Origin of the sequence: Schinkia azotoformans (assembly GCF_035811335.1) — a bacterium.
GTDB lineage: Bacteria > Bacillota > Bacilli > Bacillales > Bacillaceae_J > Schinkia > Schinkia azotoformans.
In genome coordinates, this window is record NZ_JARSMD010000019.1 from 230,337 (window position 1) to 243,058 (window position 12,722).

The 12,722-nt window shown below is 36.2% G+C and carries 18 protein-coding genes; 16 read left to right on the forward strand and 2 right to left on the reverse strand.

The features are described 5' to 3' along the window. Positions 1–292: 292 nt before the first annotated feature. The 8 genes from cyoE to P9E47_RS12065 all read left to right on the forward strand — a co-directional run bounded on the left by cyoE (position 293) and on the right by P9E47_RS12065 (position 7,213). Positions 293–1,234, forward strand: coding sequence for a heme o synthase (gene cyoE, locus P9E47_RS12030; RefSeq protein WP_003329992.1), 942 nt, complete (start codon positions 293–295; stop codon positions 1,232–1,234). 236 nt (positions 1,235–1,470) lie between these two features. Continuing rightward, on the forward strand, positions 1,471–2,514 hold the full coding sequence (gene coxB / locus P9E47_RS12035; RefSeq protein WP_003329991.1) for a cytochrome c oxidase subunit II: 1,044 nt from the start codon (positions 1,471–1,473) through the stop codon (positions 2,512–2,514). A 19-nt stretch (positions 2,515–2,533) separates the two neighbouring features. Then, a complete protein-coding gene (locus tag P9E47_RS12040; protein WP_003329990.1) occupies positions 2,534–4,402 on the forward strand; it encodes a cytochrome c oxidase subunit I in 1,869 nt (622 codons plus the stop codon). After that, entirely contained in the window at positions 4,402–5,022 is a 621-nt protein-coding gene (locus tag P9E47_RS12045) for a cytochrome (ubi)quinol oxidase subunit III (protein WP_003329988.1), read from the forward strand. The genes P9E47_RS12040 and P9E47_RS12045 overlap by 1 nt, the downstream gene beginning before the upstream one ends. 5 nt (positions 5,023–5,027) lie before the next feature. Continuing rightward, complete coding sequence (gene ctaF, locus P9E47_RS12050; protein ID WP_003329987.1) at positions 5,028–5,360, forward strand: cytochrome c oxidase subunit IVB; 333 nt, start codon at positions 5,028–5,030, stop codon at positions 5,358–5,360. Between the two features lie 64 nt (positions 5,361–5,424). After that, a complete protein-coding gene (gene ctaG, locus P9E47_RS12055; RefSeq protein WP_039956994.1) occupies positions 5,425–6,303 on the forward strand; it encodes a cytochrome c oxidase assembly factor CtaG in 879 nt (292 codons plus the stop codon). Between the two features lie 30 nt (positions 6,304–6,333). Further along, positions 6,334–6,834 (forward strand): GNAT family N-acetyltransferase, encoded by a 501-nt coding sequence (locus P9E47_RS12060; protein ID WP_003329985.1) that lies wholly within the window; start codon positions 6,334–6,336, stop codon positions 6,832–6,834. A 22-nt stretch (positions 6,835–6,856) separates the two neighbouring features. Further along, positions 6,857–7,213 carry an Asp23/Gls24 family envelope stress response protein gene (locus tag P9E47_RS12065; RefSeq protein ID WP_003329984.1) on the forward strand — a complete coding sequence of 119 codons (357 nt, stop codon included), beginning with the start codon at positions 6,857–6,859 and terminating at the stop codon, positions 7,211–7,213. Positions 7,214–7,319: 106 nt separating this feature from the next. Here the strand turns inward: P9E47_RS12065 and P9E47_RS12070 are convergent, their stop codons facing one another. Beyond that, positions 7,320–7,685, reverse strand: a complete 366-nt coding sequence (locus P9E47_RS12070) for a YugN family protein (RefSeq protein ID WP_035198951.1) — start codon at positions 7,683–7,685, stop codon at positions 7,320–7,322. Positions 7,686–7,843: 158 nt separating this feature from the next. Between P9E47_RS12070 and safA the strand changes: the two genes are divergently transcribed. From safA to P9E47_RS12110, 8 genes are all read left to right on the forward strand, one after another. Next, entirely contained in the window at positions 7,844–8,476 is a 633-nt protein-coding gene (safA, locus tag P9E47_RS12075; RefSeq protein ID WP_326163550.1) for a SafA/ExsA family spore coat assembly protein, read from the forward strand. An 18-nt stretch (positions 8,477–8,494) separates the two neighbouring features. Then, positions 8,495–8,917: a CBS domain-containing protein gene (locus P9E47_RS12080; protein WP_003329981.1), complete on the forward strand. Its 423-nt coding sequence runs from the start codon at positions 8,495–8,497 to the stop codon at positions 8,915–8,917. A gap of 209 nt (positions 8,918–9,126) precedes the next feature. Further along, positions 9,127–10,170, forward strand: coding sequence for a CAP domain-containing protein (locus tag P9E47_RS12085; RefSeq protein WP_003329979.1), 1,044 nt, complete (start codon positions 9,127–9,129; stop codon positions 10,168–10,170). Between the two features lie 96 nt (positions 10,171–10,266). Next, the gene (ylbD, locus tag P9E47_RS12090; RefSeq protein WP_003329978.1) at positions 10,267–10,692 is read left to right on the forward strand and encodes a YlbD family protein; all 426 of its coding nucleotides are present in this window, start codon (positions 10,267–10,269) and stop codon (positions 10,690–10,692) included. Positions 10,693–10,715: 23 nt separating this feature from the next. Further along, positions 10,716–10,955, forward strand: a complete 240-nt coding sequence (locus P9E47_RS12095; RefSeq protein ID WP_003329977.1) for a YlbE-like family protein — start codon at positions 10,716–10,718, stop codon at positions 10,953–10,955. Between the two features lie 119 nt (positions 10,956–11,074). Next, positions 11,075–11,419 (forward strand): methylenetetrahydromethanopterin dehydrogenase, encoded by a 345-nt coding sequence (locus P9E47_RS12100; protein WP_039956993.1) that lies wholly within the window; start codon positions 11,075–11,077, stop codon positions 11,417–11,419. 37 nt (positions 11,420–11,456) lie between these two features. Continuing rightward, on the forward strand, positions 11,457–11,894 hold the full coding sequence (locus P9E47_RS12105) for a YlbF family regulator (protein WP_003329975.1): 438 nt from the start codon (positions 11,457–11,459) through the stop codon (positions 11,892–11,894). A 76-nt stretch (positions 11,895–11,970) separates the two neighbouring features. Next, positions 11,971–12,249, forward strand: coding sequence for a YlbG family protein (locus P9E47_RS12110; RefSeq protein WP_035195605.1), 279 nt, complete (start codon positions 11,971–11,973; stop codon positions 12,247–12,249). A 43-nt stretch (positions 12,250–12,292) separates the two neighbouring features. Here the strand turns inward: P9E47_RS12110 and P9E47_RS12115 are convergent, their stop codons facing one another. Continuing rightward, on the reverse strand, positions 12,293–12,682 hold the full coding sequence (locus tag P9E47_RS12115) for a DUF7147 family protein (protein ID WP_003329973.1): 390 nt from the start codon (positions 12,680–12,682) through the stop codon (positions 12,293–12,295). Positions 12,683–12,722 lie beyond the last annotated feature (40 nt).

Consider the following 12,722-nt stretch of genomic DNA (forward strand, 5'->3'; position numbering starts at 1 on the left):
CTATAATAAAAAATACGATAATAGTAGTTTACTAAAAGAGATAACGTGGTACTATGATATAAGTGATAATTTTGTTAATAATGTATCATTGGAGGTGTAATTAGAAAATTCTAGTATAAATGTAAAAATAATTTCATTATTATTTAACAAATTCTTCATGATTTGTGGTTTAATAAAGTTGGAGATTCAAATTCTATGATATTTATCACAGTAATAATATTTTTTATGAATGTCAAAGTAGGCTATTTTTGGTCGACGTAGCTTTAGACAACGGTAAAGGAGGAAATAGTCGATGGACAACTCTAGAATTATAAATAGCGCTCGGAATCCTATGTTTGAAGCTGCTGCTCATAGAGAGAGTGATATTCAAACGACTTCATTATGGAATGACTTTCTATCACTTGTTAAGATTGGAATTGTAAATTCCAATTTAATCACAGCCTTTACTGGGATTTGGCTTGCACTTTATTTCACTAACCAAACTTTTATTGAATCAATAGACAAAGTCTTACTTGGAATGTTTGGAAACGCATTAGTAATTGCTGGTGGATGTGTTTTAAACAATTATATTGATAGTGATATTGATCATGTAATGGAACGAACAAAAACTAGACCAACCGTGACAGGAACAATTGGCAGAACGAAGGTTCTAATACTTGGCCTTTCTTTTTCATTAATTGGTTTACTGTTATTATTAATGGCGTCCATTCCAGCGGCAATATATGGCTTTATTGGCTTATTTACGTATGTTGTACTATATACTCTTTGGACGAAGCGCCGCCATCCTATAAATACAATTGTAGGGAGTATTTCTGGTGCCGCCCCTCCATTAATTGGATGGGCAGCGATTGATCCCAATCTGTCAATAGAAGCGTGGATATTATTTCTTATTATGTTTATTTGGCAGCCGCCGCATTTTTACGCGTTAGCAATGAAAAAATGTGAAGAATACCGAAAAGCAGGAGTACCAATGCTGCCTGTAGTGCGCGGGTTTGCTGAGACTAAAAAGCATATTATTGCTTTTGTTGCTTGCTTAATTCCATTGCCATTTTTCTTAACATCATTAGGACCAGTGTTTTTAATTGTTTCATTGCTACTAAGTGTAGGCTGGCTAGTGGTCGGGGTTTATGGGTATTTCATAAAAGACGATTTAAAATGGGCGAAATGGATGTTTATTTATTCACTGAATTATTTAACAATCATTTTTGTATTAATGGTCATTGTAACAATCTAATAGGATGCTAGTGAGAATGATCTCACTAGCAGTTTTTCGACATATTTTTTATATATTTATATTTACTTAATATTATAAGTCTCAAAAGTCTACAAAATACGACAAAGAAAATACATACAATAGGATGACAAGCTTTCTATTATAAGCGTGTTATAAAATACCTATCAATTTGTTAATACTGTTGAGAGGTATTTAAAATAAATAGATTTATTTAAAGAAAGAGGGGTTAGGATGTAATGAATCATGTAGGAAGGAAAGGCCGTTTGTTTGTGGTTGTTTCGATGCTTTTGCTAGTGTTGGCCGGCTGTAGTGGGAAACCATATTTATCGGCTCTCACACCACAAGGGGAAAATGGTGAGATGTTGTATGACTTAATGATGTTAACAACTGTGCTCATGACAATTGTTACTCTTGTAGTAGTTTTAATTTTTATTTATGTTGCAACAAAGTTTCGTAGAACAAAACAGAAAGAAAATATGATTCCAAAACAAGTAGAAGGTAGTCACAAACTCGAGATTACTTGGACTGTTATTCCTATTATTATCTTACTAATTATTGCTGTACCGACAGTATCAGCTACATTCAAATTGGATCCTAAGCAAATTGACATTCCAGAGGATGCAATCCATGTTAATGTAACTGGTAAGCTTTATTGGTGGGAATTTGAATATCCAGATGAAAAGATTATTACTTCTCAAGATTTAGTAATCCCAGCTGGTGAAAGAGTTTACTTATCATTAATAGCTGGCGATGTTAAGCATTCATTCTGGGTACCAGCATTAGCAGGTAAGATTGATGTAAATACAGACAATGAAAACGAGATGTGGATTCATGCTTACAATGAAGGTGTTTATTACGGTAAATGTACAGAACTTTGTGGTCCTTCACATGCGTTAATGGACTTCAAAGTCAAGGTATTATCTAAAGAGGATTACAATAAATGGTTAGCTGATATGCAGAAGCCAACGGAAGTTCCTGTGGATGCTACTGCTAAAGCTGGTCAAGAAGTTTTTGCGAAGAGCTGTATTGGCTGTCATGCGGTAGATTCAAATGATCCTCGACCTGCGCCAGCAAGACTTGCACCTAATTTATCAAACTTTGCAGATCGTGAGCGGGTTGCTGGTATTAAAGAATTGACTCCTGAAAATGTTCACGCTTGGATTGCAGATCCTGAAGCGATGAAACCAGGAAATAAAATGAGCAACACTTATAAATTAAACCCAGATGAAATTGAAGCAGTAACGCAATACTTGCTTACGCTTTCAAAAGAAGCTAAATAGGGTTAGGGAGGTTTAGATGGTGAGTACGTTGGCACAAAAAAGGGGTGTCGGTGCAGTTATCTGGGATTACTTAACAACAGTAGACCATAAGAAAATTGCCCACTTGTATCTTTTTGCAGGTTTATTACATTTTGTCATTGGCGGAATTGAAGCATTATTAATGCGTATTCAATTAATGTATCCAGAGATGAATTTTTTAGTAGGGAATTCATTTAATGAAGCACTTACAGCTCATGGAACAACAATGTTATTCTTTGTTGCCATGCCAATTATCTTTGCATTGGCGAATGCGGTTGTACCAATTCAAATTGGGGCCCGTGATGTGGCGTTTCCATTTTTGAATTCACTTGGTTTTTGGTTATATTTTTTCGGAGCTTTATTTTTTAACTTTGGTTGGTTTTTAGGTGGAATGCCAGCTGCAGGTTGGACAAATTATGCATCACTTGCGATGGCTGACCCAACCCATGGTGTAGACTTTTACTTAATCGGACTACAGATTTCTGGTTTTGGTACATTAATCTCTGCCATTAACTTTTTAGCAACTATTATTACAATGCGTACAGCTGGTATGACGTTTATGCGTATGCCGATGTTCACATGGACGATTTTCGTTTCATCTTCATTAATTTTATTTGCGTTCCCACCGTTAACAGTAGGGATTTTCTTAATGATGTTTGACCGTTTATTTGGTGCTAAATTCTTTGATATTGCCCTTGGTGGAAACACGATTCTTTGGGAGCATTTATTCTGGATCTTTGGACATCCAGAGGTTTACATCTTAGTATTACCAGCGTTTGGAATTTTCTCAGATGTTATCTCTACATTCTCAAGAAAAAGAATATTCGGATATACATCAATGGTATTCGCTACAGTATTAATTGGATTCCTCGGGTTCATGGTATGGGCGCACCACATGTTTACAACAGGTATGGGTGCTGTAGCTAACTCAATCTTTGCGGTAGCAACAATGACAATCGGTGTACCTACTGGTATTAAAGTGTTTAACTGGCTCTTTACGATGTGGGGCGGTAATATTCGTTATACGGTACCAATGTTGTATGGGGTATGGTTTGTTCCAACATTCGTAATGGGTGGGGTAACAGGTGTTATGCTTGCGTCAGCAGCACAAGATTACATTTACCATGATACTTATTTCGTTGTTGCACACTTCCACTACATTATTGTTGGTGGTATCGTATTAGGTTTATTTGCCGGTATCCATTTCTGGTGGCCAAAAATGTTCGGTAAAATGCTAAATGAAACATTAGGTAAAATTACATTCTGGGTATTTTATATTGGTTTCCATTTAACATTCTTTATCCAGCATTTCTTAGGACTTTGGGGTATGCCACGCCGCGTATTCACGTACTTGCCAAACCAAGGCTGGGATACTGCAAACTTTGTAAGTTCTGTCGGTGCTATTTTAATGGGCGTCGGTGTTTTAATACTCGTTATAAATATGGTTATGTCATTCTTTAATAAAGAAAAGCTTCCTAACGATCCATGGGGTGATGGACGTTCACTTGAGTGGGCGATTGCTTCTCCACCACCAGAGTATAACTTTAAACAATTGCCGCTTGTACGCAGCTTAGACCCGGTTTTCTATGAGAAAATGAACGGAAATAAGGAACTAATTCCGGCCGAGCCGCTTGGTGATATTCATATGCCAAATGGATCAATTAATCCGTTTATCATTTCTGTAGGTTTGTTTATCGCAGGATTTGGCTTTATGTACCATGATCTTGGAACTAATAAGCTAGCCTTAGCCGTTGGGATCATTGGATTGGTAATTATGTTTGGGGCTATGTTTACTCGATCTGTTAAAGATGATCACGGTTACCATATCCATAAAGAAGACCTTGAACGTGAAGGAGGTTTAAATGCGTAATGGCAGCGGAACAAGTTTTAACTAAAGAAAACTTCCCAGCAGAGCCGGAAAAGGCGACGATGGAAGGAAGAAATAAATTTATTGGTTTTTGGTTGTTTCTTGGTGGAGAAACAGTCATGTTTGCATCATTGTTCGGTACATTCTTAGCACTTCGCAATTCAACAATGAACGGGCCGACATCACAAGAGCTTTTCTCAGTGCCACTAGTGTTTTTGGCAACAATGTTTTTATTATTTAGTAGTTTAACAAGTGTATACGCTATGTATCAAATGAAAAATAATAATTACAAAGGCATGTTAACTTGGATGTGGGTTACAGTTATCCTTGGTGCTTGTTTCCTTGGATTAGAAATTTATGAATTTAACCATTACGTTCATGAGGGCTTAACCTATACAACAAATGCTTTTGCTTCAGCTTTCTATACACTAACAGGATTCCATGGAGCTCACGTTGCATTTGGTCTTTGCTGGATTATCACTCTTTTGGTTCGTAATGCAAGACGTCCTCTTAGTCTTTACACTGCACCAAAGTTTTATGTAGCTAGTTTATACTGGCACTTTATTGACGTTGTTTGGGTATTCATCTTTTCAGTCGTTTATTTAATGGGAAAGGTGGGCTAAGCTAAATGGATATGAATTCAAATTCAACTACTGATACAAAATGGGAACTTCGAAAGGCTGCCAATAAGGAGGAAATGAATCAACAATTTATTGTCTTTGCTTTAACAATTTTATTAACGATTCTTGCCTTCGCAGCCGTTGTTTTTACGGATACAGTTAGTATGTGGTTTGTTGCACCGTTCATTTTTGTTTTAGCGGTTATTCAAGTAATTTTTCAGTTGTTTTACTTTATGCATATGAAACATAAAGGTCACGCGGCACCTATTCTGTTTATTTTCTCAGGTGTTCTAGTAGCAGCTGTTAGTATCCTAGCTTTGATGACAGTTGTTTGGTGGTAAAAATTTAAAAAATGGGACCCAAGCTTTAGTAGGGTCCCTTTTGAAGTATAATGAGGTGAATATTGTGCTTGAGAATCTGTCTATGTTTGGATTTAGAGCCTTGTGGAGTCCTTGGTTTTTCCTTTGTTTAGTTGCTATTGCAGTACTGTACTTTATGTTTATTAAAAATCCTACAAAGAAACAAAGAATATTGTTCATAACTTCACTTGTCTCGCTATATATTGTTAAAGGAAGCCCTGTTGATTTACTTGGACATTTGAATTTTAGTATTCACATGATCCAAATGTCTGTCCTATATTTAATCCTACCGCCGTTATTTTTGCTCTCTATTCCGAGCGGGTACTATCGTAAGTTATTGTCCATTAAGGCGGTTAGCCGTCCGTTTTTATTTTTAACCAAACCATTATTTGCCGTTCTTTTATTTAACGGTGTATTTTCCATTTATCATTATCCGGTTATTTTTGATGGTATTAAAACAAATACAATCCTTCACGCAAGTGTAACTATTTTCATTTTTATTACAGCTATCATTATGTGGTGGCCATTAGTATGTCCACTACCTGAGTATCGAAAATTAAGTGGCCTGCAAAAGTTAGCCTATATTTTTGCCGATGGAATGCTGTTAACTCCAGCATGTGCGTTAATAATCTTTTCAGGCGTACCAATATACGAAACCTACACCAATCCCGCTGCTTGGGCAAAGGCATTGGAATTATGTGTTCCAGCAAGTATGCTTGCAAATATTGATATAAACAGTGTACAAATGTTTTCCTGGCTGTCACCATACGACGATCAACAGCTTGGTGGGGTTATTATGAAAATTATGCAAGAGATTTCTTATGGATATACCCTTGGGGCTGTATTCTATCAATGGGTTCGCGAAGAAAAACGAAAAGAACAGCAACAAACGGCTATCTATCCTTCTCCACAACCATTAAAATAAAAGAAGACTGGGACAAAGGAGATGTTGATTTTGGCTCAAATTTTTACAGACCGGCTGCTTTTGATGAAGTGTCCGTTGGATTTGGCAAAATCAATCATTTTGAACCGTAAGGAATTGGAGGAACGATCGCCCATTTTCATACCCTCAGATTGGCCGTCCATCCAGTTGAAAAGTATTTTACCATATTATATCGAAATGCTTGAAAAGGCGCCTCGGACGGATAATCTGCAAATCTGGTTGATCATTGATGCCTACGAAAGAAAATTAATTGGTTCCATAAGGCTTAAATGTTTTCCAAATGATGCTAAAACGATCGATCTTGGGTACGAAATCATTGCTTCTTATCGTAATCAAGGATTTGGTTATGAAGCTGTTCAGGCTGTTGCAGATTGGTTATTTAAAAGCGGAAATGCGATGAAAATAACGGCAGAATGCGAGCAAACAAACATGGCATCAATCAGAATTCTTGAGAAGCTTGGGATGCGCCGTATAGCGAAGGAAGCGCCATTTTTAAAATGGGAGTTACATTGAATCAATTAATGGAGGAATGAAAATGATTAAGAAAATGCTGGAAAGGGGAACTTTAAATATTTCAGAGGACGTTTTTGCGATTATTTCATCCATCGTTATAGACGAAATGGAGGGAATAGCCAGTACTGTTTCCGATTTTAAAGATGATTTTATCCGGGTTGTAAATAAAAAGGGGAACCAACGAGGAATCAGCATTAATCAAAACGAAGAGGAACTATTAATTGACATCAAAGTCTCTGTCTATCTGGAAGAAAATATTTGCGATTTATGCATTGAACTTCAAAAAAGAATTATTGATGAAATTAAAATAATGACCGGTATCGAGGTCAGCGGTGTAAATGTAATGATCGATTCAATTCGTATGAAAGAAGAAAAATAACAAAGACGCATGGGGCTTTCCCTCATGCGTCTTTGTGCTGTCGTTTATGTCTAGCCCCAGCACCTAGCGACTAGTGGACTTCACTAATCGGGCGCTTCCGCTTTTCTTATTTTACAGCTTCTGCTAATTGTTTGCTTACAGCTTCGAGAATTGATTTTGATTTTTCTACTACATTATTTGGTATTACTTCATCATCACCATATTCAACACCATGTGGGTAATAATGTTTACCAAGGATTGGTGTTAAAAGTTTAATTTTAGCATGATTAGAATCAACATTACCTTCTACTGCATAGCCTTGAACACGTAAATAAAATACTTCTTTCGTATCTAATTGTTCAAATTTGCGGTCAAATGAAATACGCTCATAATCCCATTGTTCTCTAGATAATAATTGATATTCACCTAGTACTTTGCGAAGCAGTGAAATATCATATACTTTGTCATCTAGCCCCGTTCCTTCAAATCTCACTATGTATCCCTCCTAAATTCAAAAACACTCTAAAATCTATAATAGTATGAAAGAGTTTAAGATGCAATAAAGACTCGAAAAAAGTTCCTTTTGAAAAAATTTTGTATGAGAAATTTTTAATATTTTGGTCACAATATAAAAGTCAAAATAACAATTTCATGAAAGGAGTTTTTTGCCTGAAAAAGTTTATTGTATCCGTTTTATTTTTATTAATGCTCGGAGCAGGGGCCGCAATAGGGAATGCACAAACGCAAACTTATACCGTTCAACCGGGTGATACGATGTGGAAAATTGCTGTAAGGTATCAAATTGGTTTAAGTGAATTGATCCAGGCAAACCCACAAATTAAAAATCCGGCATTGATTTATCCAAAACAAAAATTGAATATCCCAACCATGAATGGAGAAAAAAGCATTGAAACACAGGTTATTCAATTAACAAACCAACAAAGAGCTAAATATGGGCTCCCAGCTTTAGCTACCGACTGGGAACTATCAAGAGTGGCACGTTATAAATCCGTTGATATGAGGGATAAGAATTATTTTAGCCATACGTCGCCAACTTACGGATCACCATTCACGATGATGAAAAACTTTGGTATTCGATATACAGCTGCAGCAGAAAATATTGCAGCGGGTCAAACCTCACCACAAGAAGCTGTAAACTCTTGGATGAATAGCCCAGGACATCGACAAAATATTTTAGATTCAAGAATGACCCACATTGGGGTTGGTTATGCTAAGGGTGGGTCATACCAGCACTATTGGACACAAATGTTTATTAAAAAATAGTATTTGGAGGAATCCCTTATGAAAAGTGTTCGTGATGTAATGTCAACTAATGTTGAGTACTGTACACCAGTGGATAATGCTTTTGAAGTAGCGACAAAAATGAAGGATTTAAATGTAGGAGCTATCCCGATTGTAGAAAATGGAAATTTATTAGGGATGATTACGGATCGGGATTTAGTAGTCAGGGGAATTGCGGAAAAACGTTCAGGCTCCAATGCCGTAACCAACCTTATGAGCCAAGAATTAATAACAGTCTCCCCTACTTCGTCCGTTCATGAAGCAGCACAAATCATGGCGGAAAAACAAATCCGTCGTCTTCCTGTTGTCGAAAATGGCCAGTTAGTAGGAATTGTGTCACTGGGTGATCTCGCTGTTGAAAATGATTCTGACCAAAAAGCAGGATATGCTCTAAGTGAAATATCCGAACCGCCACAGATGTAATATACTTAAGCGGAGGTGCCTTCTTAGGAAGGCACCTCTATTTTTTTATACTATAAGTTTAATTTTTAAGGATTATAGTATAAGAAAAGAGGGCCTTTAGGTACATTGATATTTGCCATTGTGGACAAATATCTTGTTTTTCTAAGGAATAAAATTAAATCCCGCCTATATAATGGTATAGAAAGTAAGGACAAGCAGGGGGGCATTTTATGAGAAAAAACATCCTTTCTTTTTTTATACTATTAACTTCGGTGCTCGTATTAGCTATTATCTTCGTAAGATTACCTAGTGAAACAGTACAGACAACCTCTACTAAACCGATGAATCTAGGCATGGGAGAGAAAGAAATAGAGTTACCTTTTCCGAAGGAAACAAGGAAGCTGTACGAGTTAATTGGAAAAGACAGGGAAGATGTAATTGAATTACTAGGACAACCACGAAGAATAGATGCGTCAGAATATGATTATGATTGGTGGATCTATAATGAATCTCTCGCCAACTATTGCCAAATAGGAATAGAAAATGACAAAGTAGTCACCGTGTATGTGATGGGCGAAAACAATGAGATTGCCCCCTTTCAAATTGGTCAAACCCGTAATACCCTGGAAACGATAGTTAATCTTTCAGATAAAATTGCATTGGAAGTTGATAAAAATTTATACCAATTTGAATTAACGAACGAAGAGGTGGAAACTGTACCGCTCATCCAATATAAAAATATATGGGCCCAAGTCTATATTGATAAATTTAGTAGAACGGTTTCTAGTATAAGGTTTCTTGATGCAGAAACGTTGGTTAAAATTAGGCCGTACGAGCTTGTATATCGAGGTAATTTAATTTCTGCGAAGGAAATTGACTCTAAAATGTGGTATGAAATTGAAAAGGGGAAGGCTTTGCAAATATTAGATATGACGAATGTAGTAAGAGAACGTAATGGGTTAAGTCATGTAAATTGGGATGAATCAACGGCTGTTGTTGCCTATAGCCACTCAAGGGAAATGTTTGAAGAGGAGTATTTTTCACATAGTTCACCAACTCAGGGAGATTTATCCGACCGCTTAGTTAACGGAGGTGTTGATTTTAGGGTGGCAGGTGAAAATATAGCTGCACGTTATGTTGATGCCATCTCAGCTGTAGAGGGATGGCTGAATAGTGAAGGGCATCGTACAACCCTTTTAAATAAAGAATTTACCCACTTAGGGGTTGGGGTGTATGAGAAGTATTATACTCAAAATTTTATAAAGGCATGGTAAAATGGGCGGACATTTGAGCGCAGATGTTAGTAACCTATAGTAGGCCAAATATGTAATTTATGCTAAGGCGTATCTGATACCATTGAGGTGAATATTATGGGGAAGCTACATCCGAAGGTTGCTGAATTTAAAAAGTTTGTAGAACGTCATCCTGGAATAGTAAAAGAAGTCCGTTCAAAAGAGAAAAGCTGGCAGGAACTTTTTGAAGATTGGTATATGTTTGGAGAAGAGGATTCCATGTGGGAAAAGTATAGATCTGGTTTTGAAAATGTAAGCGAAATAGCAACTAAAAAGGACAACCCAAAAAAGGATTCTGACTTCATGAGCCAGATTTTGTCAATTGTTAAAAATATCGATATGAATGAAATGCAAAAGCATATTAGTAATGTAAGTGGGGCCATTGCGAACGTCCAACAAATCATTGAACAATTCCAAGGTTTTAAACAAAACAACACAAATAATAATCCACGAATGAACGGTCCAAGAAACCCTCGTCAGCCTTTTCAATATAATAAGGATTAAATCCGTTTGGAGTTGTTTGAAAAATGCGCCGCGAAATCCAATCTTATTTGCAAGGTAGACCTGATATGCTCATGTTTGTCCGTGAAAATCCAGGATGGTATCGTAAGTTGTCAAGAAGCCCTGAAAAGGTATTTGAAATTGAACAGGAAGCAAAAATTTTTTATGGCAGAACTTTCCCGCAAAGAATGGATCGGCTAAATGAAGGTATCCAATTTGCCAACATGCTCCTTGGTATGATGAATGTGATGGGCGATAATAATTAAAACATAAATTGGGCCATTGGCCCTTTTTTTATTTGTCCGTTTAAGATTAATTTTTGCCATGGAAGACAACAATAAGACAAAGAAATAAACATTTAAAGGTGGGATATGCTGTGAAAAAAATGATACTTGTCATCACCTCTCTGATTTTCTTTATGATGGTCAATCCGGCAATGGCTTCAAATATAAACCCTATGTCTGTTAAGCACCAAGTAAAGGGTAAGGATATTTATGTGGAATGCGTAATTTCCAATTTTACATTTTCAAAAAAAGACCATAAAAAAATTAATCAAAATGGATTCGGTTACATGCAACTTTATTTAAATAATCAAAAAATCGATAATATTTATACAGCCGCTTTTATTGTAAAAGGCTTGCCAGCAGGAAAGCATCAAATCAAACTGGAGCTCGTCCATAATGATGGGACCCCCTATAATATACAGAAGGAATTTGATGTAACTATATAGCTTTCATGGTATGATTATGTGGGAGGTGTTAAAAAAGGTGTTAGCAACAGAAGAAAGGATGAACATACTCAATATTACAGATGAGTTGTCTGAAATGATTCTTAAATCTGATGTAGTGGATCATTATTATCAGAGTTTATATAAATTAAGACAAGACGAAAAGGCAAGGAACTTAATCCAAGCCTTTACAAAGCAAAAGGAAATATATGAAGAAGTCCATCGAATTGGAAAATACCACCCTGATTATTTAAAGGTGATTAAAGAAACGAGGGAATTAAAAAGAGATATGGACCTATTAGAGTCTGTATATGAATTTAAAAAGGCCGAAAATGCATTGCAAAACCTCTTGGATGAAATTAGTGTTTTAATCGGTCATTCCGTGTCTCGGCAAATAAAAGTACCGACAGGGGATCCATTTTTCGAATCGTCGTCAGGATGTAGTGGTTGTGGCAGTGGAGGCCATAGCTGTGGGTAAATACGTTATTCTTGCAAAAGAATAGATTTTCGTGCTATTCTGACAATGTGATTGTTTTTATAAGGGAGATTTAATTATGAATTTTGGTAATCGACAGGGAATTATAGTTTGGGTTCATTCCTTAAAGCAAGTTAAGCAATTAAAACGTTTTGGAAATATCCATTATGTTTCAAAAAAACTTAAATATATCGTGATCTATATGGATATGGAGCTAGTGGAAGATGCTGTTGATAAGATTAAATCCTTGTCGTTTGTAAAAAAAGTGGATCTTTCATATAAACCATTTTTGAAAACTGAATTTGAAAACTCTAAGCCGGATAAGGCAAAAGAGTATGATTATAAAATTGGAATTTAACTTAAAAATAAAGGGGCTGACTCAAAGAGTCAGCCCCTTTATTTTACTGCATAGGCGGGATAAAACGGTTCATTCTAAGAATGCCTACTAAATGCTGATAATAAAGATCTGTCTCGGCAAAAATCGTAGAAGGCTTAACCTCAAATGAAATAATTTCTTTTCCCAGTTCCTCGGCTAATTGCTTAAATAAACCAAAGCGCTTATTTGGCTTTTTTTCAGGATTTGGGACGCCTTCTCTACAGATGTAAATCGGCTGAAAATCCCCTGTTGTTGTTGGATTTAAGACAACAGCCAAAGAAGTAACATCTTTTTCATTCATTTTCGTATGAAATGCCATGAAATGAACAACTCTATGTTTATTTGTTCTGGCAATTTCTAGAAGTTCATATAGGTCAGAATATCCTTGTCCGAGTTCGATAAATCGCTGTATCATAATTCATGCTCCTTTCAATACAAATCAAGTTTCACTTTAC

Coding starts and splice junctions, on each gene's coding strand:
- P9E47_RS12085 (WP_003329979.1), top strand. CDS start 9,127: ATGAGAAAAAACATCCTTTCTTTTTTTATACTATTAACTTCGGTGCTC.
- P9E47_RS12110 (WP_035195605.1), top strand. CDS start 11,971: ATGAATTTTGGTAATCGACAGGGAATTATAGTTTGGGTTCATTCCTTA.
- P9E47_RS12080 (WP_003329981.1), top strand. CDS start 8,495: ATGAAAAGTGTTCGTGATGTAATGTCAACTAATGTTGAGTACTGTACA.
- cyoE (WP_003329992.1), top strand. CDS start 293: ATGGACAACTCTAGAATTATAAATAGCGCTCGGAATCCTATGTTTGAA.
- P9E47_RS12065 (WP_003329984.1), top strand. CDS start 6,857: ATGATTAAGAAAATGCTGGAAAGGGGAACTTTAAATATTTCAGAGGAC.
- P9E47_RS12100 (WP_039956993.1), top strand. CDS start 11,075: ATGATACTTGTCATCACCTCTCTGATTTTCTTTATGATGGTCAATCCG.
- P9E47_RS12045 (WP_003329988.1), top strand. CDS start 4,402: ATGGCAGCGGAACAAGTTTTAACTAAAGAAAACTTCCCAGCAGAGCCG.
- safA (WP_326163550.1), top strand. CDS start 7,844: ATGAAAGGAGTTTTTTGCCTGAAAAAGTTTATTGTATCCGTTTTATTT.
- ctaF (WP_003329987.1), top strand. CDS start 5,028: ATGGATATGAATTCAAATTCAACTACTGATACAAAATGGGAACTTCGA.
- P9E47_RS12115 (WP_003329973.1), bottom strand. CDS start 12,682: ATGATACAGCGATTTATCGAACTCGGACAAGGATATTCTGACCTATAT.
- coxB (WP_003329991.1), top strand. CDS start 1,471: ATGAATCATGTAGGAAGGAAAGGCCGTTTGTTTGTGGTTGTTTCGATG.
- P9E47_RS12095 (WP_003329977.1), top strand. CDS start 10,716: ATGCGCCGCGAAATCCAATCTTATTTGCAAGGTAGACCTGATATGCTC.
- ylbD (WP_003329978.1), top strand. CDS start 10,267: ATGGGGAAGCTACATCCGAAGGTTGCTGAATTTAAAAAGTTTGTAGAA.